General features: G+C 64.6%; 21 protein-coding genes. 12 read left to right on the plus strand and 9 right to left on the minus strand.

Features of this window, described 5'->3' with window-relative positions; translation table 11 throughout:
* Positions 1-3 precede the first annotated feature (3 nt).
* On the plus strand, positions 4-363 hold the full coding sequence (locus BM171_RS11010) for a hypothetical protein (RefSeq protein WP_093011956.1): 360 nt from the start codon (positions 4-6) through the stop codon (positions 361-363).
* A gap of 41 nt (positions 364-404) precedes the next feature.
* Here the strand turns inward: BM171_RS11010 and BM171_RS11015 are convergent, their stop codons facing one another.
* Genes BM171_RS11015 through BM171_RS11030 form a run of 4 tightly spaced genes read right to left on the minus strand, consistent with a single transcriptional unit; the run spans position 405 to position 7,100 of the window.
* Positions 405-2,450 (minus strand): hypothetical protein, encoded by a 2,046-nt coding sequence (locus tag BM171_RS11015; protein WP_093011958.1) that lies wholly within the window; start codon positions 2,448-2,450, stop codon positions 405-407.
* Complete coding sequence (locus tag BM171_RS11020; RefSeq protein WP_093011960.1) at positions 2,447-5,224, minus strand: DUF4159 domain-containing protein; 2,778 nt, start codon at positions 5,222-5,224, stop codon at positions 2,447-2,449. Before BM171_RS11020 ends, BM171_RS11015 begins: the two co-directional genes overlap by 4 nt.
* Positions 5,221-6,096 (minus strand): DUF58 domain-containing protein, encoded by an 876-nt coding sequence (locus BM171_RS11025; protein WP_093011962.1) that lies wholly within the window; start codon positions 6,094-6,096, stop codon positions 5,221-5,223. The genes BM171_RS11020 and BM171_RS11025 overlap by 4 nt, the downstream gene beginning before the upstream one ends.
* Positions 6,093-7,100: an AAA family ATPase gene (locus BM171_RS11030; RefSeq protein WP_093011964.1), complete on the minus strand. Its 1,008-nt coding sequence runs from the start codon at positions 7,098-7,100 to the stop codon at positions 6,093-6,095. The genes BM171_RS11025 and BM171_RS11030 overlap by 4 nt, the downstream gene beginning before the upstream one ends.
* A gap of 67 nt (positions 7,101-7,167) precedes the next feature.
* On the opposite strand from BM171_RS11030, the gene BM171_RS11035 reads away from it, so the two are divergent.
* Positions 7,168-7,761, plus strand: a complete 594-nt coding sequence (locus BM171_RS11035) for a DUF1285 domain-containing protein (protein WP_093011966.1) — start codon at positions 7,168-7,170, stop codon at positions 7,759-7,761.
* A 44-nt stretch (positions 7,762-7,805) separates the two neighbouring features.
* On the plus strand, positions 7,806-8,579 hold the full coding sequence (locus BM171_RS11040) for a hydroxypyruvate isomerase family protein (RefSeq protein ID WP_093011968.1): 774 nt from the start codon (positions 7,806-7,808) through the stop codon (positions 8,577-8,579).
* A 6-nt stretch (positions 8,580-8,585) separates the two neighbouring features.
* Here BM171_RS11040 and BM171_RS11045 read toward each other — a convergent pair whose 3' ends face one another.
* Positions 8,586-9,404: a sulfotransferase family protein gene (locus BM171_RS11045; protein ID WP_093011970.1), complete on the minus strand. Its 819-nt coding sequence runs from the start codon at positions 9,402-9,404 to the stop codon at positions 8,586-8,588.
* 141 nt (positions 9,405-9,545) lie between these two features.
* Between BM171_RS11045 and BM171_RS11050 the strand changes: the two genes are divergently transcribed.
* Both BM171_RS11050 and BM171_RS11055 read left to right on the plus strand, forming a co-directional pair.
* Entirely contained in the window at positions 9,546-11,123 is a 1,578-nt protein-coding gene (locus BM171_RS11050; RefSeq protein WP_093011971.1) for a DUF5928 domain-containing protein, read from the plus strand.
* A 9-nt stretch (positions 11,124-11,132) separates the two neighbouring features.
* Positions 11,133-11,501 carry a histidine triad nucleotide-binding protein gene (locus tag BM171_RS11055; RefSeq protein ID WP_093011972.1) on the plus strand — a complete coding sequence of 123 codons (369 nt, stop codon included), beginning with the start codon at positions 11,133-11,135 and terminating at the stop codon, positions 11,499-11,501.
* A 121-nt stretch (positions 11,502-11,622) separates the two neighbouring features.
* Here BM171_RS11055 and BM171_RS11060 read toward each other — a convergent pair whose 3' ends face one another.
* Positions 11,623-12,561, minus strand: coding sequence for an ABC transporter ATP-binding protein (locus tag BM171_RS11060; protein WP_093011973.1), 939 nt, complete (start codon positions 12,559-12,561; stop codon positions 11,623-11,625).
* 74 nt (positions 12,562-12,635) lie between these two features.
* Here BM171_RS11060 and BM171_RS11065 point away from each other — a divergent pair, with 74 nt between their 5' ends.
* Both BM171_RS11065 and polA read left to right on the plus strand, forming a co-directional pair.
* Positions 12,636-12,821, plus strand: coding sequence for a zinc-finger domain-containing protein (locus tag BM171_RS11065; RefSeq protein ID WP_093012343.1), 186 nt, complete (start codon positions 12,636-12,638; stop codon positions 12,819-12,821).
* A gap of 145 nt (positions 12,822-12,966) precedes the next feature.
* Positions 12,967-15,765, plus strand: a complete 2,799-nt coding sequence (polA, locus tag BM171_RS11070; protein WP_093011974.1) for a DNA polymerase I — start codon at positions 12,967-12,969, stop codon at positions 15,763-15,765.
* 135 nt (positions 15,766-15,900) lie between these two features.
* On the opposite strand, the gene BM171_RS11075 is transcribed toward polA, so the two are convergent.
* The gene (locus BM171_RS11075) at positions 15,901-16,896 is read right to left on the minus strand and encodes an adenosine kinase (protein WP_093011975.1); all 996 of its coding nucleotides are present in this window, start codon (positions 16,894-16,896) and stop codon (positions 15,901-15,903) included.
* Positions 16,893-17,537 carry an endonuclease III gene (nth, locus tag BM171_RS11080; protein WP_093011976.1) on the minus strand — a complete coding sequence of 215 codons (645 nt, stop codon included), beginning with the start codon at positions 17,535-17,537 and terminating at the stop codon, positions 16,893-16,895. Before nth ends, BM171_RS11075 begins: the two co-directional genes overlap by 4 nt.
* A gap of 104 nt (positions 17,538-17,641) precedes the next feature.
* Here nth and BM171_RS11085 point away from each other — a divergent pair, with 104 nt between their 5' ends.
* The 3 genes from BM171_RS11085 to BM171_RS11095 all read left to right on the plus strand — a co-directional run bounded on the left by BM171_RS11085 (position 17,642) and on the right by BM171_RS11095 (position 19,930).
* On the plus strand, positions 17,642-18,490 hold the full coding sequence (locus BM171_RS11085) for a methylated-DNA--[protein]-cysteine S-methyltransferase (protein WP_093011977.1): 849 nt from the start codon (positions 17,642-17,644) through the stop codon (positions 18,488-18,490).
* A gap of 117 nt (positions 18,491-18,607) precedes the next feature.
* Positions 18,608-19,270, plus strand: a complete 663-nt coding sequence (locus BM171_RS11090) for a YiaD family glycine zipper/OmpA-like lipoprotein (protein WP_093011978.1) — start codon at positions 18,608-18,610, stop codon at positions 19,268-19,270.
* Between the two features lie 108 nt (positions 19,271-19,378).
* Positions 19,379-19,930 carry an NADPH-dependent FMN reductase gene (locus tag BM171_RS11095; protein ID WP_093011979.1) on the plus strand — a complete coding sequence of 184 codons (552 nt, stop codon included), beginning with the start codon at positions 19,379-19,381 and terminating at the stop codon, positions 19,928-19,930.
* On the opposite strand, the gene BM171_RS11100 is transcribed toward BM171_RS11095, so the two are convergent.
* Positions 19,931-20,620 (minus strand): sugar transferase, encoded by a 690-nt coding sequence (locus BM171_RS11100; RefSeq protein ID WP_371418225.1) that lies wholly within the window; start codon positions 20,618-20,620, stop codon positions 19,931-19,933.
* A 728-nt stretch (positions 20,621-21,348) separates the two neighbouring features.
* Between BM171_RS11100 and BM171_RS11105 the strand changes: the two genes are divergently transcribed.
* Both BM171_RS11105 and BM171_RS11110 read left to right on the plus strand, forming a co-directional pair.
* The gene (locus BM171_RS11105) at positions 21,349-21,963 is read left to right on the plus strand and encodes a ribonuclease D (RefSeq protein ID WP_093011980.1); all 615 of its coding nucleotides are present in this window, start codon (positions 21,349-21,351) and stop codon (positions 21,961-21,963) included.
* 3 nt (positions 21,964-21,966) lie between these two features.
* Complete coding sequence (locus tag BM171_RS11110) at positions 21,967-22,590, plus strand: LPS export ABC transporter periplasmic protein LptC (protein ID WP_093011981.1); 624 nt, start codon at positions 21,967-21,969, stop codon at positions 22,588-22,590.
* The last annotated feature ends 9 nt before the right edge of the window (positions 22,591-22,599 follow it).

Genomic DNA, 22,599 nt, shown 5'->3' on the forward strand with positions numbered 1-22,599 from the left:
CACATGAAATCACTGCTCCTGCCACTCCTCCTCGCCACCACCGCTGCTCATGCCGATCCGGTCACGATCGTCGATGCGTCGATGGAGAAGACGGGCATGGATTGGCGTGTCTCCGTAACGCTCGAACATCCCGATACCGGCTGGGATCATTATGCCGATGGCTGGCGCGTGGAGACCGAGGACGGACAGGTTCTCGGAACCCGGACCCTTCACCATCCTCACGTGACCGAGCAGCCCTTCACCCGGTCTCTGTCATCGGTTCAGGTGCCCGATGGCGTCTGGACAGTCTTCATCCGCGCGAAATGTTCGGTCGACGGCTGGGGAGAGGAGCGGTTGGCCGTGAAGGTGCGCCCGGAGCTGTAAGCCCGGAGCGCTTGCGGTCGTCTGGTTTTCGTGCCCAGCCCTTAGCGCCGTCCCTCGCGAAGCCACGCGCCCAGGATCAGCGCCGAGGCCAGCAGCAGCGTCAGCCAAGCCGGCAGCAGCGGCACGTTCCGTACATCCAGCGTCTGATAGGCGTCACGCGGCGTGATACCGATCCAGCCACGTCCCGCTGCCGGGCGCCCCTCTGCGACTTCGCGAATACGCGGCAGACCTTCTTCGAGGCGGAGGATTCCGCCGTCCCGGCTGTCGATCACCGGCTGCATGACTTCGCCCGAAGCGATGGTTTCCTCGAATTCGCGCGGCGCGGCGGGGCCGAGGCCGACCACGGCCTCCTGCTCGCCTTCCGCAAGCCGGTAGAGCCCGATCTCCGGTCCTTCGTAGAGGGCCTCGAACCGGCCGGGGCTGACCTCTTCCAGCGTGATCTCCTCGGTCTCTCCGTTGGGCCGAGTGACCGTCACTGGGCCGACCTCGTCACCCAGGGTCCGGCGGATGATCCGCATGGTCTGGCCTGTCGCCTTGGCATAGAGCGTCTCTTCCTCGAGCTCTGGCTCTTTCATCATCCAATGGGCGAGACGGCGCAGAAGCTCGAGCTGCGGGCCGCCGCCTTCGTAGCCACGCGACCAGAGCCAGGCCTGATCGGACGCCATGAGCGAGATACGCCCCTCGCCGACCCGGTCGAGCACCAGAAGCGGGCGGTCGCCCACGCCGGACATCAGGGTATCCCCCGCATCGGCACTCGTCTCGATCTCGATCTGCCTGAGCCAGCGTCCCCAGGTCTCCTCACCCAGAAGGCCCGCCGTCACCGGATGCTTGTCGCCGAGATCCGTGATCTGCGGGCGGAAACTCTCATCGATGACCCGAGCGGTCGGCGTGCCTGGCACGATGTCCCCGAGCGGCGACCGGAAGAGCGAATCCGCCGAGGCGAAATCCGGCCCGGCCGAGATCAGAACCGCGCCACCTTCCTCGACATAGTTGCGAACGTTGTCGAGATAGATCGCCGGCAGGATGCCGCGCCGCTTGTAACGGTCGAAGATGATGAGGTCGAAATCCTCGATCTTGTCGAGGAAAAGCTCGCGCGTCGGGAAAGCGATCAGCGAAAGCTCGTTGACCGGCACGCCGTCCTGCTTCTCCGGGGGGCGCAGGATGGTGAAGTGAACAAGGTCGACCGAGCTGTCGGATTTCAGAAGATTTCGCCATGTCCGACCGCCCGCATGCGGCTCGCCCGAGACAAGCAGCACCCGCAGCCGGTCGCGCACACCGTTGATCTGCACGAGCGCGGAATTGTTGCGGTCTGTGAGCTCGCCCTCTGCGGTGGGCGTCGTGAACTGGATCACATTGAGCCCGCCGTGGGGCAGGGTGATCGGCAGCTCGATATCCTCGCCCACGGGAACGGTGAAGGTCTGCGGCTCGGCCCCGTCGACCGAGATGTCGAGCGGCACGGTCCCCGCATCGGGCGCCGCGCCGTCATCCTCGAGCCGCACGGTCAGCGTCACCGGCTCGTCGAGGATCGCGAAGGCGGGCGCGTTCTTGACGATGAGACGTCGATCCCAGTCGTCCTCCTGCCCGGTCAGCAGAAGATGCATCGGCGCGGGCAGGTCGGGCGCACGATCGAGATCGTGCAGACGTCCGTCCGACGCGGTGATGATCCCCGCGATCCGGCCGCGCGGCTCTTCGGCGAGCGCGGTGTTGAGCGCCGTCATCAGGAGCGTGCCCTGATCTTCCTGGCCGTCGCCGACTGCGACGCGGCGAACCTCTGTATTGGGACGATCGGCAAGCTCGGCCTCGATGGCGTCAAGCGCGCTTGCGGTCGTACCTTCCCGTTCGGCCAGCCGCTGCGAGGCTGACCGGTCGTCAAGAAGGATCACGATATCCGACAGCGGCGCGCGGTCCTCGTCCTGCAGCGAAGGCTGCGTCAGCGCGGCGATGAGGACCAGTGCGGCGAGGCCCCGCAAGGCCCATCCCGCCAGTCCCCGGAACACCGCGACGACGAGGCCGCCAAAGGCGATTGCGGCCAGAACGCCGATGGCGATCCAGGGCAGAAGCGGGTCGAAGATGATGCCGTCGATCATTGGCCAAGCCTGTCCAGAAGGGCGGGCACATGCACCTGGTCGGATTTGTAATTGCCGGTCAGCACATGCATCACGAGGTTGACCCCGAAGCGGTAGGCGATCTCGCGTTGACGCTCACCTGAGAAGCCGCTGCCAATCGGGCGCAGGGGCTGCCCGGATTGATCGACCGCCCAAGCGGAGGCCCAGTCATTTCCGCCGATCACCACCGGGGTCACGTTGTCGTTGAGGTTGCGGAAGGGCATCCCCTCGATCTGTTCGGCATCGGGCGGCGCGGCCTCGACCCAGACATCGCGGCTTGCGTAGCGCCCGGGGAAATCCTGCAAGAGATAAAAGGTGCGCGTCAGAACATGGTCCTCGGGGACTGGCTCGAGCGGCGGCACGTCGAGCGGCTGCGCGAGTTCCTGCAGCTTGCGACCGTTGGGCGAGGAAGCTCCGAAACTCGCGATATCCGCATCGCGCGTATCGAACAGGATCATCCCGCCAGAGCGCAGGTATTCGTTGAGCTTGGCATAAGCGGCGGGCGAGGGCGTCGCCTGATCCGGTGTGACCGGCCAGTAGAGCATCGGGAAGAATGCCAGCTCGTCCTCTTCGAGATTCACGCCCACCGGATCACCGGGCTCCACCGAGGTGCGATAGAACAGCGTGTCGGAGAGGCCGCGCAAACCGGCCTGAGCCACGCGGTCGATCTCCTCGTCGCCGGTCAGAATGTGTCCGAGAGTCAACTCGGCGGTCACATCGATTGCAAAGGCGGTCTCGCCCTGAGGCTCGCTGCTCTCCTGAGCGCGCGCTTGCGGCACGGCAAGCGTCATCGCGGCAAGCACGACAGCCGCGGCCCGCGCCGCCATCAGGCGTCCCGAGAGCGCGAGAGAGGCGAGAATGTCCGCGACCAGTAGCAACGTCGCGAGGGCCAGAAGATACCCTGCGAGCGGCGTCTCCTCGGCGCGGTCCAGCCCCTCCACGGTGATCCGGTCGGGCCAGGCCGCCGGTGTCAGCTCCGCATCGCGTGGCGTCACGTTGCGCGACAGGCTGCGCTCGTCGCCTTGGTAGAGGCCGGGTCTCAGATCGGGGCCGAGCGGATCCTCGATCAGGGTCTCGCCGGACACGCCGGGCAGGTTCCCGGCCTCGCCAAGCCCGCCGAAGGCATCGAGTACACGCACCGGCTGCCAGGTCGTGCCCTCTAACTCGCTTGCCTCCGGCTCGGCGGGCATCGAGGACACGGCGAGCCGTTCAAGCATCTGCACGAAGAGGCCCGAGAGCGGCAGGGTCGACCATTCTGCATTCGCCGTGACATGGAAGAGCACGACCTGCCCCTGACCTTCGCGCTTGCGGGTCACGAGCGGTGTGCCATCTGTCAATTGCGCGATCACGCGGGAGGCCAGCGTCGGGTCGGGCTGCGCCATCACCTGCGCGGTGACCGTGACATCCTCGGGAAGTTCAAGGCCGAAGAACGGGCTTTCGGCGTCAAACGGCGCGAGCGTCTTGGGCTCGCCCCAGCTCATCGCGCCGCCCACCGTGCGGCCCCCGGCGCGCAGTCGCACCGGCATCAGCGCGTCTTCGGTCGCGCGGCTCACCTCGCTTGCGGCAAGGCGGGGACCGGCAAAGCGCAGGAGCATCCCGCCGCCCTCGACCCATTCGAGCAGTGCCTCTTTTTCAGCCTCGCTGACCGTGGCGACATCGGCAAGCACGATCACGTCGGGATTGGCGGGCAGGACATCGAGAAGTCCGCCGTCGATCAGGTCGGCGGTCGGCTCAAGCGCGCGGTTGAGATAGTGCAGCGGCGAGAGCAGCTCGAGCCCCTCGCGGTTTTCCGAGCCCGCGATCAGCGCGACCTCGCGGCGGCGCAGGCTGTCGTCGGGCAGCGTGACCGCCCCGGCGGACGACGAGGCTTCGACCTCGAACCGCTCGACGCGGGCGCGCAACTCCGCGGGCAGCGACAATGCGCCCTCGGCCGTGGTCGCGCCATCCTCGAAGGTCATCGGCAGGCGGGCCAGCACGGCAGGGTTGCCAGACGGATCTTGTCCCTCGGCCACGATGCCGACTTCCGCTTCTGCGCCGGCACGCAGACGATGCAGCGTCAATGCGACCTCGCCATCCTCGAACCGGGCAGGCTCGAGCGCATAGACCGGCGCGGGACTTTCGAAGACTGTCACCCGCCCGCGCGCCTCGAGCGCGTTCAGCACGTCGCTCCGGCTGTCGCGGGCGAGCCCGTCCGAGAACCAGAATGTGTCGAAATCTCCCTCCGGCAACGAGGCCAGCGCGGTTTCTACACGCGCTGTATCCGGCTCCCAGGGCTGCGGCGCGAGGCCCGACAACCTGTTGCGCAAGGTTTGCGCGCCTTGAAACGTCGCGGCTTCCGGGCTCGCGAGGTTCAGCGTCGCCACAGGCCTGTCGTTCCGTCCCGCCTCGGCCAAAAGCCCATCCAGCGCCAGTATCTTCGCGCGCCAGTTCTGCGCCGACGCCCAGGAGCCGTCAAAGAGAACGAGAAGCGGCGCGTCGCCATCGGCCGCCGTCTCTTCGTCCGGATTGAGGATCGGCCCGGACAAGCCGATGATGATCGCCGCCACGGCAAGCATCCGCAGCAGGAGAAGCCACCAGGGCGTGCGGTCGCTGACCTGCTCGTCGTCTTTCAGGCCCATCAGGAGCACGACGCCGGGGAACATCCGCCGCACCGGGGCGGGCGGGACAGCGCGCAGGATCACCCAGAGGATGGGAAGGGCCAGAAGACCCAGAAGCAGCCACGGCGTCGTGAAGCCGAGGATCCCGAACAACGTCATGCGGCGCCTCCGTCAATCGCGCGCCAAAGCCACAGAAGCGCGGATTGCGCCGTCGACGAGGTGTGATGGCATTCGTAGTGCCACCCCGTCAGCCGCGCGAGATGGGACAGGCGGTCTTTCCGCTCGGCCAGCCGTTCAAGGTAGCGATCGCGCAGATCGTTGGCCTTGAGCGTCTCGTGCGCCATCGCCCCGCCGACCGATTGAAAGATGGTGCGCCCGCGATAGGGAAAGGCTTCTTCGGCGGGGTCCAGAACCTGCAGGAGCACGCCCCGCACGCCGCGATCCGCAGCCTTTGTCAGCGCTGCCTCGACACCTTCGAAATCCCCCATGAAATCCGAGATGAAGACGGCCCGCGCATGCGGGATCATGCCCCGCGCCTCCGGAGCGGCATATTCCTCGGCGTCCTCGTCCGAGAAATATTCGGCAAGCCGCAAAAGCTGTTCCGACCCGCGCCGGGGCGGCAGTGTGAAGCCGGTCAGGCCCACGCGCTCCCCGCCGCGATTGAGCAGGATCGCGACCGCGAGGCCGAGAAGGCGCGCCCTGTCGGCTTTCTGGGGCAGTTTTTCCTCGGAGGCGAAGCGCATGGATGCCGCGCGGTCCACCCACAGAAGTACGCTCTGCGCGATTTGCCATTCGCGGTCCTTGACGAATTGCGAGTCCCCGCGCGCCGAGCGCCGCCAGTCGATGGAGCGGTAGCTGTCGCCCGGCATCAGCGGGCGGTACTGCCAGAAATCGTCGCCGAGCCCGGCGCGCCGGCGACCGTGATCGCCCAGGAGCACCGTTCCGGCGAGCTTTTCGGCGCGCGCCAGAAGTGGCGGGAGCCGCGAGGCCTCGGCCTCGGCGCGGGCGCGGAGGGCGAGTTCTGGTGTCAAGCGGCGGCCTCGCTCCGCAGGAGCCCGCCTGCAACCTCTTCGATGAGCGCGCCGAGATCCTCGCCACGTGCCCGGGCCGAGAAGGTCAGCGCCATCCGGTGAACAAGCACCGGCCGTGCCAGCGCCGTCACGTCCTCCATCGAAGGAGCGAGCCGACCTTGCAGAAGCGCGCGTGCCCGCACCGTCAGCATCAGCGCCTGCGCGGCGCGCGGTCCCGGCCCCCACGCCACGATATCGCGCACACGCTCGGGCGAGGACGGGTCCGCAGGCCGGAACGCGCGGACGAGATCAAGGATCGTCTCGACCACGGTGTCACCCACGGGCATCCGCCGCAGAAGGCGCTGCGCCGCGATGAGGCTCGCGGGATCGAAGACCTGGTAGGCCTCGGCTTCCTCGGCGCCGGTCGTGGCCAGAAGGATGTCCTTTTCGGTGTCCCGATCCGGGTACGCCACGTCGATCTGCACCAGAAAGCGGTCGAGCTGCGCCTCGGGCAGGGGATAGGTGCCTTCCTGCTCGATCGGGTTCTGCGTGGCGAGAACGTGGAACGGTGCTTCGAGCGCGCGGGTCTCCCCGGCGACAGTCACGACTTTTTCCTGCATCGCCTGAAGGAGCGCCGATTGCGTGCGCGGCGAGGCGCGGTTGATCTCGTCCGCCATCAGGAGCTGGCAGAAGATCGGACCTTCGATGAACTTGAACGCGCGGCTGCCATCCGCGCCCGTCTCGAGCACTTCGGAGCCGAGAATATCGGCGGGCATGAGGTCGGGCGTGAACTGCACGCGATTCCCGTTGAGGCCCATCACGGTCGAAAGCGTCTCGACGAGTCGCGTCTTTCCGAGGCCCGGCAGACCGATCAGCAGCGCGTGCCCGCCGCAGAGCATGGACGCGAGAGTAAGGTCCACAACCTGCTCCTGGCCAATGAAACGGCGGGTGATCGCGGTTTTGGCCTCGGAGAGCTTCGCCTCTAGCACTTCGATCTCGGCGACAAGGTCTTCTGCGTCGGCCATGGCATTGCTCCTCGGTGCGGCTACATTTGTGCTGAGAGTATCCTTCGACACGGAAATGGCAAAACCAATGACGTCACAAAATCGCGGGCAACCATCGGCGGACGGGATCGCGGCTTCTGCGAAGGCGGCCGCCAAGGGCAAGGGCCTGCCGCCCGTTGAGACGTGGGATCCGGCCTTCAGCGGCGATCTCGACATGCGTATCGCGCGTGACGGGACATGGTTCTACAACGGCTCGCCCATCAATCGCCGGGGGCTCGTGAAGCTCTTCTCCTCCATCCTCAAGAAAGAGGGCGACGCCTATTTTCTGGTCACACCGGTGGAGAAAGTCGGCATTACAGTCGAAGACGCGCCCTTCGTCGCCGTCGATTTCGAGGCGGAGGGCGAGGGCGAGTCGCAAATCCTGACCTTTATGACCCATGTCGACGATACGGCCACGGCCGGACCTGATCACCCGATCCGCGTCGAACGCGACCGCGAGACCGGAGAGCCTGCGCCCTATATCCTCGTGCGCCGGAATCTCGAGGCGCTGATCGACCGCAAATCGTTCTACCGCTTGGTGGAACTTGGAGCGGAGCGCGAGGTGGGCGGCACGGCCTGGTTCGGCCTCTGGTCCTCGGGCGAGTTCTTCCCGATGATCCCCAGCAGCGAATTGCCCGGGTAGGTCAAATCCCTATTGAAAAGCGAAAAAAGTGCTACGCTGATAAAATGAGGATCGCAGCGAACATCACCTTTCTGGACTTCGGCGTGCCGCTTGCCGGCCGCGCCCGGCTCGCGCACGAGGCTGGTTTCGACGGTGTGGAGTGCCTGTTCCCCTATGCGCTCAGCACCGGAGAGATGAGCCGCGCGCTCGACGAGATGCCGCTCGCGCTGATCAACACGCCGGTCGACGATTGGGAGGATGGCGCTCGCGGCCGGGCCGCGGTGCCCGGCGAGATGGCGACCTTCGCCGCCGAGATGCAGCGCGCGCTCGACTACGCGAAGGCGCTCGGCGTGCCGCGCATCCATGTGATGGCTGGAAAGGCGAGCGGCGCGCGGGCGCGGGACCGGTTCGAAGCCAACCTTCGCGCGGCCTGCCTTGCCGCGCCTGAGGTCACGATGCTGATCGAGCCGATCAATCCTCATGACGCACCCGGTTACTACCTGAACGATTTCGACCTGGCAGCGGATATCGTCGAGCGGATCGGGCTGCCGAACCTGAAGCTGCAATTCGACACTTGGCACGCTCGGCGCATTCACGGCGATCCCCTTGCCGTCTGGCAGCGTCATGCGCGGCTTGTAGGCCATGTGCAGATTTCCGGCTTCGAGAACCGAGGCGCGCCGCGTCCTGACACCGCCGAGGAGGCGGCGTTCTACGAAGCGGTGACCGCGTCGGGCTACGAGGGCTGGCTCAGCGCCGAATATCACGATCGCGGCGAAGGGTTCGGCTGGCTTTCGGAGCTGCGAGACAGGCTTGGCCGGGCGACGATGGCTGAAGCGTAAGGCGACCTAGTCGCCGAGCTTGGCGTGCACTTCATCAAGATCGATCTCGCCTGTGGGCATCTTGTTGCCCGGGTTCTCGAAATCGTACCTGAAAAGCTCGAAGTCGCGTTTGTAGATCTCATAGACAAGGTGCATCGACAGATCGTCGAAATAGTCTTCGACCGGATGCGCGCGCTTCGGCCCGTGTCCTTCGCTCTCGTTAAAGCGGGGCACGTCCTTGAGCTTTACCTTCTTCGGGGTTTCGATGTCGTTCAGAACCTGCTGCATGCCGTCGTTGAAGGCTTCGGTCCAGAAGATGCGATCGTAACGGCCGCCATTCACGATGAAGGTCGAGACATGGCCCGACATGGCCGACCAATGGATGTCGGGCTCCATCGGGCGGCGCCAGCGGATCGTGTCGCGGGCGAACAAGAGGAAGCGGCGGAACGACCTGATCTGGTCGAACTCCTCCGTCCCGTCGTCGCCGCCGACCTCGATTCCGTATTTCTGGATCAGAAGCGGCACCAGATTGCCGCGGTACCGCTTCCCGTTGCGCTGGATGCCGCAGATCTTGTCGAAGAAGGACGACAGGATGCGCGTGTAAGGGTTCCGCACGCAGGTGAACGCATAGGAGGAGCGGGTCTTCACGTTGGCACGGATGAGCGGCTGGCTTTCCTCGCGGGCCCATTTGTGCAGCCCTTCGGTCGCATCGTGGATGTCCCCGTCGAAGAATTTACCGTGGTCGGAATAGTACATGATCTGACCGATGGTCGAGCAGGCGCATTTCGGCACAACGCGATAAACCACGCTTTCGCTTTCGGTCATCCAGGTTCCGGGAAAGCCCATATTTCTGCTCTGCCTCTTGATCGCGCGCTTGCCTCGCGCGCCGGGTTTGAGCCAAACAAGCAAACAAACCGTGTTCTTTCAATCTAAGTTTAGGGTATCAACCTAGACAATCGGGCAAAAAATGGGCGCTGTGTTTCCTTAATGGCAAAGATCGCCTTCATTCTGCTGTGTCACAAGGACCCCGAGGCGATTGTCCGTCAGGCGCAATCGCTCACAGCCGTGGGCGACTACATCGCGATCCATTTCGACCGGAGCGCCTCGCCGACCGCCTATCGCCAGATCCGCGCGGCGCTGGCCGACAATCCAGGCGTCGTCTTCGCCAAGCGCCGCGTGCGCTGCGGCTGGGGCGAATGGAGCCTCGTGGAAGCCACGCTCGAGGCGCTGAAAGCCGCAGTCGATGCATTCCCGCGCGCCACGCATTTCTACATGCTTTCGGGCGATTGCATGGCGATCAAGACCGCGGAATACGCGCATGATTTCCTCGACCGGCGTGAATGCGACTACATCGAGAGCTTCGACTATTTCAAATCCGACTGGATCAAGACCGGCTGGAAGGAAGAGCGGCTGATCTACCGCCACTGGTTCAACGAGCGGAGTCAGAAAAAGCGCTTCTACGCGATGTTCGAGCTGCAAAAGCGGCTCGGCATCACGCGGCCGATCCCGCCCGACCTCGATATCATGATCGGCAGCCAATGGTGGTGCCTGCGGCGGCGCACTGTGGAATGGGTGCTCGACTTCACGCGGAGGCGGCCCGACGTGGTCTCGTTCTTCCGCACGACCTGGATCCCGGACGAGACCTTTTTCCAGACGCTGGTCCGCCATCTCGTGCCCGAACGGGAAATCGACAGCCGGACGCTGACCTTCCTGATGTTCACCGATTACGGAATGCCGGTCACGTTCTACAACGATCACTACGACGTGCTCTTGAGCCAGGATTTTCTTTTCGCGCGCAAGATCAGCCCCGAGGCGGCTGACCTGAAGCGCCGCCTCGGCGCGCTCTACTCGGCGGAGGGCGTGAAGTTTGACATCTCGAACGAGGGCCGTCAGCTTTTCAAGTTCCTGACCGAACGGGGCCGGATCGGGCGCAGGTTCGCGCCGCGATTCTGGGAGACGGAAAGCTCGCTCGGCCGGGAGCGCGAGCTTCTGATCGTCGTCTGCAAGAAGTGGCATGTGGCCAAACGGCTCCTCGACCGCATCCGGCAGATGACCAACATTCCCTGCATCGAGTACCTCTTCAACGAGGACAACACGGCGCTGCCCGATCTCGGCGGAATCCAGGCCACGATGTCCAAGCGGCATCGGCACCGTCGCGCGCTGATGCGGATGCTGTTCGAGTATTTCGAGAGCGAACGCATGATCATCTGCATGGACCCCGGCAATCTCGACCTTCTTGAGGATTTCTGCCGCGACCGCGCGCTGACGCGGATCCTCGAGGTAGAATGCCATTTCTCCGACGAATACCTGATCGGCCACGCCATGCGCGTCGGCCTTGCCGGGGACAATACCCCGCCCGAGACATTGCAGCGGCTGTTACCGACTATCCGCAACGACATGCTGCACGAAAGCGACCGTATCCGGGATGCCGAGTTCGACAACCATTTGCGTATCCGCGAGACCGATCCGCCCGAAGTGAACGCCCAGGCGATTGCGGCCTTTCTCTCGGTCGGGCAGGACAAGGCGCGCGAGATCGCGCGCACCGATCACCTATTCGCCGACTGAGGAGCCGCCATGCCCTTCGACTACGATGACCAGAACATCTTCGCCAAGATCCTGCGGGGCGAGATCCCGAACGACACGGTGCTCGAGACAGAGCATTCCCTCGCGTTCCGAGACATCCAGCCCCAGGCGCCCGTCCACGTACTGGTGATCCCGAAGGGGCCGTATGTCTCTTATGACCATTTCGCGCAGGAAGCGACCGAGGCGGAACTCGTCGACTACGTTCGCGCCATCGGAGAAGTCTGCCGCATGGAAGGCGTCGAAGAGGATGGCTTCCGGCTGATCTCCAATGCGGGACGGAACGGCGTGCAGGAAGTGCCGCATCTGCACGTGCATATCCTTGCAGGCCGTCCCCTCGGCCGAATGCTCGCCAAAGCCTGATCCGGCGGAGCGGGCGGCAGGGCCGCCCGCGCATCTTATGTCGTCCGGGGCCGGTGGCCCCGGCCTCCGGTATGCCTCCGGCGGGAGTATTTACGGCCGGCTCATACCAGGGGCGAGCGCCTCAGCCATGCGCGCCTTTCGTAAGGGCGAGGAAGACATCTTCGAGGTCCGGCTGTTCCGTCCGCACGTCGGAGATGCGGATGCCTGCGGCGCGGACCGCATCGAGCACATCCTCGGCCCGCATCTCGCGGGCATGATAGGTCAGCGCAAGGATGCCGCCGCCGCGCTCTTCCACCTCGACCCCTTCGAGGTCGGGGAGGGTTTCGGGCGTCGCCTCGGGCTCGATCACCATCGTACGCGCGTCAAGTTCGCCCAGAAGCGCCGATGTCGTGTTGCGGGCGACCAGTTCACCCTCGTTGATGATCGCGATCTCGTCGCACATCTCCTCGGCTTCCTGGAGGTAATGCGTGGTCAGGATGATCGTCATCCCTTCCTCGCGATTGAGGCGGCGCACATTGTCCCAGAGCATCTGGCGCAGCTCGATATCGACGCCCGCCGTGGGCTCGTCGAGCACGAGGATGTGCGGGCGATGCACGAGCGCCTTGCCGAGAAGAAGCCGCCGGCGCATGCCGCCCGAGAGCGTTCGCGCATAGGCTTCGGCCTTGTCGGCAAGGCCGACCATCTCGAGAATCTCGTCCGAGCGCCGCTCGCCTTTCGGCACGCCGTAGAGGCCGGCCTGCACTTCGAGCGCGCCGCGCGGCGTAAAGAACGGATCGAGGTTCAACTCCTGCGGCATCACCCCGATCGAGGCGCGCGACTGGCGCGGATTGCGGTCCTGATCGAAGCCCCAGATCTCCACGCTGCCGGCGCTTTTGAGAACGAGGCCCGCGAGTATATTGATGAGCGTCGACTTGCCCGCGCCGTTGGGGCCGAGCAGCCCGAAGACGGAGCCTTGCGGGATGGTCAGATCGATCCCCTTGAGCGCCACTTTCTCGGGCGCTTTGCCTTGCCCCCCATAGGTTTTCCTGAGGCCCTCTATCCGGATCGCGTCGCCTGCCATGCCTGCCTTGCTCCTTGGTCTGTCATCGGACATAACGCGCATAAGGCAAAGGCAACCGAATGGGAATTCGCAGCATGGCTCCGGACGCGCCAGAAACGAAGATCGTGGACAGCTACCGCGTCGCCTGCGACGGCGGCGAAGGGGCGCTCGGCCATCCGCGGGTCTGGCTCTCGATTCCCGAAGATCGCGGCTGGGTCGAATGCGGCTATTGCGATGCGCGGTTCGTCCATCGCGATTTCGCGGAGAAGGACGGGACGTAAGCCCACGTAGCCTCGCGCGCCCTCGTGCCGGGCGTTCTGCAACATTCCCCCGACTCCTTTCAGAAACGGGCGGGCGCTGGTCACCGTGCCCGCGGGGCGATATGTCCTCGGGCAGAAACGACACCGGTAAGGGAAGGCGGCGCCCATGAGCTTCGGCAAAGGCTCTCATCTGCATCTGATCGACGGCTCGGCCTTCATCTTCCGCGCCTTCCACGCCCTGCCACCGCTGACGCGAAAGTCGGACGGGCTGCCGGTGGGCGCGGTGCAGGGTTTCTGCGACATGCTGCGCCGCTACATAGCGAAGGATCACGGACGCGATGCGCCCACCCATATCGCGGTGATCTTCGACAAGGGCAGCCATACCTTCCGCAATGACCTTTACGATCAGTACAAGGCCAACCGCGACGAGATGCCGGAGGATCTGCGCCCGCAGATTCCGCTGACGCGCCGCGCGACCGAGGCGTTCAACATCGCCTGCAAGGAAGTCGAAGGCTACGAGGCCGACGACATCATCGGAACGCTCGCCTGCCAGGCGCGCGACGCGGGCGGCCGCGTCACGATCGTCTCCTCGGACAAGGATCTCATGCAGCTCGTCGGTGACGGCGTCGAGATGTTCGACGCGATGAAGAACCGGGTGATCGACCGTGAGGGCGTGATGGAAAAGTTCGGCGTCGCACCCGAACGGGTGGTGGACGTGCAGGCGCTTGCGGGCGACAGCGTCGACAATGTGCCCGGCGCGCCCGGGATCGGGATCAAGACGGCAGCACTTCTCATCAACGAGTACGGCACGCTCGAAGACCTTTTGGATCGCGCCGAAGAGATCAAGCAGCCCAAGCGCCGCGAGACGCTGATCGAAAAGCGCGAGCAGATCGAGCTTTCGAAGCGCCTGGTGCAGCTCGATCTCGACACGCCGCTCGATTTCACGCTCGAGGATCTCGAACTGCGCGACCCCGATCCGGACACGCTGCTGGGTTTTCTCGCGGAGATGGAGTTTCGCAGCCTGTCGCGCCGCATCGCCGAGACGCTGGGCGAGGAGGCGCCGGTCATCCCCGAGACAGCGCCCGAAGCCGCCGATGCCGGGGACGCGCCTGAACAGCCGGATTTCGCCGAGGCGAGCTACACGACGATCCGTGATGCAGAGACGCTGCAGACCTGGATCGACGCCGCGTTCGAGCGGGGGCATATCGCGTTCGATACCGAAACGACCGGCCTTGACGAGATGCGGGTCGCGCTTGTCGGCCTGTCCTTCTGCATCGAGGCCGGGACGGCGGGCTATCTGCCGCTTCTCCACCGGGCCAAGGATGATGGCGATCTCTTCACCTCGGACGCGCTGCTGGACGGACAGATGGACCGGGACGAGGCGCTTGCGATGCTGAAGCCGCTTCTGGAAGATCCGAGCGTCATGAAAATCGGCCAGAACGTGAAATACGATGCCAAGATCCTGGCCCGGGTCGGCATCGATGTCGCGCCGATCGATGACACCATGCTCATGTCCTACGCGATGCATGGGGGCTTGCACGGGCACGGGATGGATCAGCTCGCCGAGCGGTATCTCGGCCATCAGCCCATTCCGATCAAGGAGATCATCGGCACCGGCAAGAGCCAGATCACCTTCGACCGCGTGCCCATCGACGATGCGACCAAGTATGCCGCAGAGGATGCGGACATCACTCTGCGCCTGTGGCACCTTTTCAAACCGCAGCTCCATCGCGCACGCGTCACCCGCGTCTACGAGACGATGGAGCGCCCGCTCGTTCCGGTTCTCGCGGACATGGAACGCGCCGGCATCAGGGTCGACCGCAACACGCTCTCGCGCATGTCAGGGGCCTTTGCCCAGAAAATGGCGGCGCTCGAGGAGGAGATCCACGAGCTTGCAGGCGAGAAGTTCAACGTCGGCAGCCCCAAGCAGCTCGGCGAGATCCTCTTCGACAAGATGGGGCTCGAGGGCGGCAAGAAGGGCAAGACCGGCGCCTATGCTACGGGCGCGGACGTGCTCGAGGATCTGGCGACCGAACACGATCTGCCCGCCCGGGTTCTCGACTGGCGGCAGCTTTCGAAGCTGAAATCGACCTATACCGACGCGCTGCAGGAGCATATCCATCCCGAGACGGGGCGGGTGCATACCTCCTACGTGATTTCCGGCGCAAGCACCGGGCGGCTCGCCTCGACCGATCCGAACTTGCAGAACATTCCCGTCCGCTCCGAGGAAGGGCGCCGCATCCGCGAGGCCTTCGTCGCCGAGGAGGGGAAGGTGCTCGTCAGCCTCGACTATTCCCAGATCGAGCTCAGGATCCTCGCGCATATCGCCGGGATCGACGCGCTGAAAGAGGCCTTCCGCGACGGGCAGGACATTCACGCCGCCACCGCATCGGAGATGTTCGGAGTGCCGCTCGATGAGATGACGCCCAAGGTGCGCCGTCAGGCCAAGGCGATCAATTTCGGCGTGATCTACGGGATTTCAGGCTTCGGCCTTGCACGGAACCTGCGTATCCCGCGCGCCGAAGCGCAGGGTTTCATCGACCGTTATTTCGAGCGCTTTCCCGGCATCAAGGATTACATGAACGAGACGACCGCGTTCGCCAAGGAGCACAAGCGCGTCGAGACCCTGTTCGGCCGGGTCATCCATACGCCCGAGATCAGCGCGAGCGGTCCGCGCGCCGGCTTCGCCCGCCGCGCCGCGATCAACGCGCCGATTCAGGGCACTGCGGCTGACATCATCCGGCGCGCCATGGTGCGGATGCCGGACGCGATCGCGGACCTGCCGGCCCAGATGCTGTTGCAGGTGCATGACGAGCTGATCTTCGAGGTGGCCGAAGATTCCGTCGACGAGCTGGTCGACGCAGCGCGTGCCGTCATGGAAGGCGCGACCGATCCGGTACTGAAGCTCGACGTGCCGCTTGTCGTCGATGCCGGACAAGGCGCGAACTGGGCCGAGGCGCATTGAAACGCGCGGCCGGACAGGTCGCGGCATGAGCCTGCCACCGGATACGATCCCGGCGAGCTTGAGCGCCACGCCACACTCTTTGGATTGGCATAAATACCGGCGGGGGAGCGCGAGGGGGCAGCCGGCCCCCTCGCTCTAGCTCATCAGCCCGTGCTGGCGGAAGAGATCGGGGAGCGACGTCTCCGGACGAGGCCCCATATGGCTGATCACCTCGCGCGCGGCGGCGTGGCCCATCTTGCCCGCAATCTCCATATCCGCCCCGGTGACGAGCCCATAGAGGAAGCCAGCGGCGAACTGGTCGCCCGCGCCGGTCGCATCGACGGGCGTGATATGCTCCACCGGCACATCCGTGCGCACGCCGTCGCGGATAATCGAGCATCCATGACCCGAGCGGGTGCAGATCACCAAGGGGCAGATCGCGGCGACGGCCGCGAGATCTGCATCGAGATCATCGTTCTGATACAGCGCCCGGATCTCGGCCTCGTTGCCGATCACGTAATCGAGGTCGTGTTCGATGAGCCGCAGGAAATCCTCGCGATGCCGTTCCACGCAGAACGGATCGGAGATCGCGATCCCTGCGCGGCCCCCGGCGTTGCGGCAGGCGCGCGCCATCTTCTGGAAGGCATTCTTGCCCTTGTCCTTGTCGAAGAGATAGCCCTCTAGGAAGACCACCTCCGCGTCTGCGGCCACGCTCTCGTCCACATCGTCGGGGCCAAGCTCGGCGGAGATCCCGAGATAGGTGTTCATCGACCGCTCCCCGTCGGGCGAGACGAAGATCATCGATCGCGATGTCGGCAACTCGCCTTCGGCTTTCGGCGGATTGACGAACGCGGTGCCGATTTTCTCCATCTCCTCGGCGTAGAAGCGGCCCAGTCCGTCATCTTTCACACGGCCGACAAAGGCCGTGCGCAGGCCGAGGTTTCCAAGGCCCGCGAGCGTGTTCGCAACCGAGCCGCCCGGTGCCTGCACCCGGCCTTCCATCGCACCATAGAGCACCTCGGCCCGTTCCCGCTCAACGAGCTGCATGATGCCCTTCTCGATGCCCATATTGTCGAGGAAGCTGTCCTCGGCCCGGGTCAGCACGTCGACGATGGCGTTGCCGATCCCGGCAACCTGATAGGTCTTGCTCATAAGGTCTTGTCCTCGAATTGGCAGAGGTCGCGGATCAGGCAGGAGGGACATTTCGGCTTGCGCGCGACGCAGGTGTATCGCCCGTGCAGGATCATCCAGTGATGGGCGTGAAGTTGGTAATCGGCGGGCACATTGTCCTCGATGGCCCGCTCGACGGCGACGACATCCTTCCCGGACGCGATGCCCGAGCGATTGCCGAGACGGAAGATATGCGTGTCGACCGCCTGCGCCGGGTAGCGCCACCACATGTTGAGCACCACGTTCGCGGTCTTGCGTCCGACACCGGGCAGGCTCTCAAGAGCGGCGCGGGAATTCGGCACAACGCCGTCATATCGCTCGACCAGAATGCGGCTGAGCTTGATGACATTCTTGGCCTTGTTCCGATAGAGGCCAATCGTCTTGATATGCTCGATCACCCCCTCTTCGCCGAGTGCCAGCATCTTCTCGGGCGTGTCGGCGATCTCGAAAAGGGCGCGGGTCGCCTTGTTCACTCCCGCATCGGTCGCCTGTGCCGAGAGCGCGACCGCGACCACGAGCGTATAGGCGTTCACATGCTCGAGCTCGCCCTTGGGCTCGGGCTCCGCTTCATGGAATCGGCGGAAGATCTCGCGGATCGTCTTGTAGTCGAGCTGCTTGGCCATCCCGCTTGTCTTGCCCGCTGCCTGACGGATACGCAACAATCGGGTCGCCGGGACAGGCGCGGCCGCTGTAAAAAGGGGCGCAGGAGACACGCGGAGCCACGACAATGACCGATCAGACCCCTATCGCAGGCCGCAGCGCCTACCATTTCGAGGTCATGCGCCGGGCGATCGTGCTCGTGGACGAGCTCGGTCCCGGCGCGCGGCTCGACGATCTGGCGCGCGAGATGCAGATGAGCCCCGCGCATTTCCAGCGCGTCTTTTCGGAATGGGCCGGGGTCAGCCCGAAGCGCTACCAGCAATACCTGACGCTCGGCCATGCCAAGGCGCTTCTGCGCGAGCGGTTCACGACGCTCGAGGCCGCGCATGCGTCGGGGCTGTCTGGCACCGGGCGGCTGCACGATCTCTTCATGCGCTGGGAGGCGATGAGCCCAGGCGATTTCGCCAAGGGCGGCGCGGGTCTCAACATCACTTGGGGTATGGCGGACAGTCCGTTCGGCCCGGCGCTCCTGATGGCGACGGATCGCGGCATCTGCGGGATCGCCTTCACCTCCGAGGCCGGTGAGGCGGCCGCGTTCGAGGATCTGAGGTCTCGCTGGCCGGATGCACGCTACACCGAGGATGCCGCGCGCATTACGCCTAAGGCCGAGGCGATCTTCGGGCAGGGCGGCGAGGTGCCTCTGCATTTCATCGGTGCGCCGTTCCAGATCAAGGTCTGGGAGGCACTGATGCAGGTTCCCTCCGGCCACGTGACCACCTATTCCGAGATCGCCGCGGCGATCGGCCATCCCAAGGCTGTGCGCGCGGTCGGAACGGCGGTCGGGCGCAATCCGATCTCCCTGCTGATCCCATGTCACCGCGCGCTTCGGAAAAGCGGAGCGCTGGGCGGCTATCACTGGGGTCTGCCGGTCAAGCGCGCGATCCTCGCCTGGGAATCGGTGCGGGCCGACGCATGACGCCGGTGTCGGCGGAGCCCCGCCTATGCTTTCGGCAATGTTTTTGGATAACACGTGGCATGCGCGCTATGACCAGCGTGTCATTCCGACGAAAAACGTCAAACGGACGAGGACCTAATGATCCGAGCGAAGACTTCCCTGATCCTGTCGGCTGCAAGCCTGATTGCCATCACTGCTTGCGCGCCGCTGAACGATCCCAATAACCCCAACCGCCAGGCGCAAACCGGCGCCTTGATCGGTGCCGGTGTCGGCGCGCTTGCCGGTGCCGCCGCGGGCAACGATCCCGAAGAGCGTCGCCGCAACGCCGCCGCGGGCGCCCTTATCGGTGCAGCCGGCGGCGCGATTGTCGGCAACGAGCTCGATAAGCAGGAAGCCGCGCTGCGCCAGCAGATCGGCAACAACAATATCGACATCCAGAACACCGGTGACCGTCTCATCGTGACGCTGCCGCAGAACATCCTGTTCGCGACCGACTCGACCGCGGTCAGCCCCTCTATCCAAGGCGACCTGATCGCAGTGGCGCGGAACCTGCAGCAATACCCGGACACCAACGTCCAGGTGATCGGTCACACCGACAATACCGGCGATGCGGCGTACAACCAGGGTCTTTCGCAGCGCCGCGCGCAGGCAGTGGCCTCCATCCTGACCTCGAACGGCGTGCCGAGCTTCCGTGTCTCGTCGATCGGACGCGGCGAGGACCAGCCGGTTGCGTCGAACCTCACGCCCGAAGGCCGCGCGCAGAACCGCCGCGTCGAGATCGTGATCCTGCCGACGACTTGATCACGCACTTTTGGTGAAACGTACAGGAACACGCCGCGGCTTGCCGCGGCGTGTTTTCGTTGTAGCTCCTGCGCGGAACGCACCGCACCACGAAGGATCGTCCTATTCATGTCCGAATTGAAGCTGCTCACGATTTCCGGCTCGCTCCGCGCGGCCTCCACCAACCGCAAATTGGCAGCTGAAGCCGCGCGCCGCTTCGGGCCGGCCGAGGTGACCATCGCGGATATCGTCTTTCCGGTTTACGATGGCGACATCGAAGACGGTGAGGGCATACCGGTGCCGGTGCAGCTTCTGGCGGACCAGATTGCAGAGGCGGATGCCGTCGTGATCTCGACACCCGAATACAACAAGGGCATCTCCGGCGTCCTGAAGAACGCGCTGGACTGGATCAGCAGGACGGAGGGCAATCCCTGGCGGGACAAGCCGGTCGCACTGATATCCTCGGCTGCCGGGCGCGCGGGAGGCGAGCGGTCGCAGAACATGGCCCGGCTCTGTCTCAACCCGTTCCGTCCCTATTTGCTGCCGGGGCCTGAGGTGATGGTGGGCAACACGTCCCAGCATTGGGACGACGAGGATCGCTTGACCGACGAGCGCGCGATTAAGCTGCTTGACGAGCTGATGACGCTCCTGAGGGAAGCGGCGCAGTCGCGCCGCGCCTGATCAGCAGCCAGTGCCCTTGATGACGACTCGCACGGTCCGCAGCATCACCGACAGATCGGTCGCGAAGGACAATTCGCGCAGGTAGCTCGCATCGAAGCTCGCCCGTTCGACGAAGCTCGACTCGTTGCGGACGGAGGTTTGCCAGAACCCGGTGATCCCGGGACGCATCGCGTAATAGGCAGAGCCTGGATAGAGTTCTGCCTGTTCCACCATGATCGGGCGCGGGCCGACAATCGACATATCGCCCGTCAGCACGTTCCAGAGCTGCGGCAACTCGTCGAGTGAAGTCTTGCGGATCATTCGGCCGATCGGAGTGATCCGGGGGTCGTTGCGGAGCTTCTGGGTCCGGTCCCATTCCGCGGCGGCCAGCGGATCCTGCGCCAGGTGCTCGGCAAGACGCGCATGGGCGTTCGGCACCATGGAGCGGAGCTTCAACATCCAGAAGATCTCGCCGTTTCGGCCAAGTCGCTTCTGGCGATAGAACGGAGAACTACCATCGAGCGAGATCAGCGCAAGGAGCGGCAGCACGATCAGAAGCGCAGGCAGCGCGGCGATTGCGACCAAGGCGATATCCAGTGCGCGCTTGCCCGCACGCCAATACAGGCCGCCGGACTGCGGCGCGTGCAGGCGACGCGCGAGGTCGCGGTCGAAATCGGCCAGCGAGAATGAGTTCCGAATATGCAGCGTCACGTTGCCGTCCCCGAGTTTACGAACGCACTCGTCGACCGGCGCAGATCACAGCGATCTGCACAGCCGCGTCTCCGCGATGCGTTCAAAAGGTGAGGCACCAACCCCCAGGTGCGTTCGTTACAAGATGGCGGCTTTGGGACCGCCCCTTGCATCCGGAAGATATGCAAATGCGGCCTTTTTTAGTCAATGCGCTTGCGAGGGCGTGAGTGGCATCAGGGCCTGCGAAAACGACGCAAAGCTCAATCTATGCGTGTGCGATTTCGTTGGTTGAGCGCGGGTTTGCGCCGCGAGGCTGCTTTCCGTGACGGTAGACGCTGCTTTGAGAGCAGCGAATTTCGCGAAGTATTGTTTCGGAGAGCTCAGGAAATCTCAGGTTTCGACAGAAATTTCAGAGTATAGTTTCCAAAATTAACTTAAAGGCTCTTGGCTCGATGCGAGCCTGTAGAATTGTGGTGATCGCCTTTAGCGAAAGCACCGAGTGATGACACCGCGCGCGAAGTCGTGATTGCTTATGCCGCCAGGCTCGACGTCCAAATTCGGCCATATATCCCAACCGTTCCGATTTGCGCCACAAAGCGAGCCGTATTGGCGCCATTGTTCGCCCGAACTTCGCCACAATTCGCCCGATTCGCGCCATGAGTGTCCTCGATCCGCCGCTGTCGGGGCGTTGCGCGCCGCAACCGCTGCCTCTATGTCCGGTTCAAACGCAGCGTTGAGCCGGAGGTCCAATGGCCAACCATCTCTACAAGGGCGATCTGCCCGACGGCCTCGATCTCGGTCCCGAGGTCGCGATCGATTGCGAAACGATGGGTCTGAACCCGCATCGCGACCGGCTGTGCGTGGTGCAGCTTTCGGGCGGCGACGGCGATGCCCATCTCGTTCAGATCGAGCGCGGCCAGACGCGTGCGCCAAATCTCGAAGCGCTGCTGACCGATCCCGACACGCTGAAGCTGTTTCACTTTGGCCGTTTCGATATCGCGGCCATGTACAATACGCTCGGCGCGCTTGCGGCGCCGGTCTATTGCACGAAGATCGCCTCGCGGCTCGTGCGGACCTATACGGACCGCCATGGGCTCAAAGCTTTGCTGCAGGAACTTGTCGGCATCGACATCTCGAAACAGCAACAAAGTTCCGACTGGGGCGCAGCATCGCTGAGTGAGGCGCAGATGGAATATGCGGCGTCGGACGTTCTCTATCTGCATCGCCTGCGCGACGTCCTGAACGACATGCTCGAGCGTGAAGGCCGCCTTGAGATGGCGCAGGCCTGCTTCGATTTCCTGCCGATGCGGGCGCAGCTCGATCTGGCCGGATGGCCCGAGACCGACATCTTCGCGCATTCCTGAGCCATGGCGCGGGCGGCGGGAACCTATAGCCGGATCGTTGCGGGGCTGAAGGTGCTGCTGCCTTTCTTGGCCCTGGCGCTCCTGTCGACGCTGTTCCTGTTCGCGCGCAGCACGGATCCGACGCGCAATCTGCCCATGTCGACCGCTGAGGATCTCAGGGACCGGCAATCTCAAAGCGCGACCGGCGCGGTCTATACGGGCGTTGCGGACAACGGCGCGGAGGTCACGATGCGAGCCGAGATGACCCGACCCGATCCCGAGGCGGAGAACAACCTGCTCGCGGACCGCTTCGGGGCGACGCTCGACTTCCCGGATGGCAGCCGGATCGATCTATCCGCGCCGAGCGCGGCGATGGACACCTCTGCCGCGGCGACACGGCTGACCGGCGGCGTCGTCATCGAAAGCTCCACAGGCTACACGGTGCGGACCGAAACACTGAATTCCGCGATGGATCGCATCGACGTCGAGAGCGACGGCACGGTCGAGGCCGATGGTCCGGCCGGGCGTCTTACCGCTGGCAAGATGCGGATCCTGCCTGCCGAAACCGAGACCGGCGAGGAGGGCGACGTGCAACTGCTTTTCACGGACGGCGTTCAGATGGTATACGAGCCGCAACAACAAGACTGAGTGCGATCT

This window comes from Roseivivax halotolerans, assembly GCF_900115815.1.
GTDB classification, from domain to species: Bacteria; Pseudomonadota; Alphaproteobacteria; order Rhodobacterales; family Rhodobacteraceae; genus Roseivivax; species Roseivivax halotolerans.

Coding starts and splice junctions, on each gene's coding strand:
- BM171_RS11010 (WP_093011956.1), top strand. CDS start 4: ATGAAATCACTGCTCCTGCCACTCCTCCTCGCCACCACCGCTGCTCAT.
- BM171_RS11015 (WP_093011958.1), bottom strand. CDS start 2,450: ATGATCGACGGCATCATCTTCGACCCGCTTCTGCCCTGGATCGCCATC.
- BM171_RS11020 (WP_093011960.1), bottom strand. CDS start 5,224: ATGACGTTGTTCGGGATCCTCGGCTTCACGACGCCGTGGCTGCTTCTG.
- BM171_RS11030 (WP_093011964.1), bottom strand. CDS start 7,100: ATGGCCGACGCAGAAGACCTTGTCGCCGAGATCGAAGTGCTAGAGGCG.
- BM171_RS11035 (WP_093011966.1), top strand. CDS start 7,168: ATGACGTCACAAAATCGCGGGCAACCATCGGCGGACGGGATCGCGGCT.
- BM171_RS11040 (WP_093011968.1), top strand. CDS start 7,806: ATGAGGATCGCAGCGAACATCACCTTTCTGGACTTCGGCGTGCCGCTT.
- BM171_RS11045 (WP_093011970.1), bottom strand. CDS start 9,404: ATGGGCTTTCCCGGAACCTGGATGACCGAAAGCGAAAGCGTGGTTTAT.
- BM171_RS11050 (WP_093011971.1), top strand. CDS start 9,546: ATGGCAAAGATCGCCTTCATTCTGCTGTGTCACAAGGACCCCGAGGCG.
- BM171_RS11055 (WP_093011972.1), top strand. CDS start 11,133: ATGCCCTTCGACTACGATGACCAGAACATCTTCGCCAAGATCCTGCGG.
- BM171_RS11060 (WP_093011973.1), bottom strand. CDS start 12,561: ATGGCAGGCGACGCGATCCGGATAGAGGGCCTCAGGAAAACCTATGGG.
- BM171_RS11065 (WP_093012343.1), top strand. CDS start 12,636: ATGGCTCCGGACGCGCCAGAAACGAAGATCGTGGACAGCTACCGCGTC.
- polA (WP_093011974.1), top strand. CDS start 12,967: ATGAGCTTCGGCAAAGGCTCTCATCTGCATCTGATCGACGGCTCGGCC.
- BM171_RS11075 (WP_093011975.1), bottom strand. CDS start 16,896: ATGAGCAAGACCTATCAGGTTGCCGGGATCGGCAACGCCATCGTCGAC.
- nth (WP_093011976.1), bottom strand. CDS start 17,537: ATGGCCAAGCAGCTCGACTACAAGACGATCCGCGAGATCTTCCGCCGA.
- BM171_RS11085 (WP_093011977.1), top strand. CDS start 17,642: ATGACCGATCAGACCCCTATCGCAGGCCGCAGCGCCTACCATTTCGAG.
- BM171_RS11090 (WP_093011978.1), top strand. CDS start 18,608: ATGATCCGAGCGAAGACTTCCCTGATCCTGTCGGCTGCAAGCCTGATT.
- BM171_RS11095 (WP_093011979.1), top strand. CDS start 19,379: ATGTCCGAATTGAAGCTGCTCACGATTTCCGGCTCGCTCCGCGCGGCC.
- BM171_RS11105 (WP_093011980.1), top strand. CDS start 21,349: ATGGCCAACCATCTCTACAAGGGCGATCTGCCCGACGGCCTCGATCTC.
- BM171_RS11110 (WP_093011981.1), top strand. CDS start 21,967: ATGGCGCGGGCGGCGGGAACCTATAGCCGGATCGTTGCGGGGCTGAAG.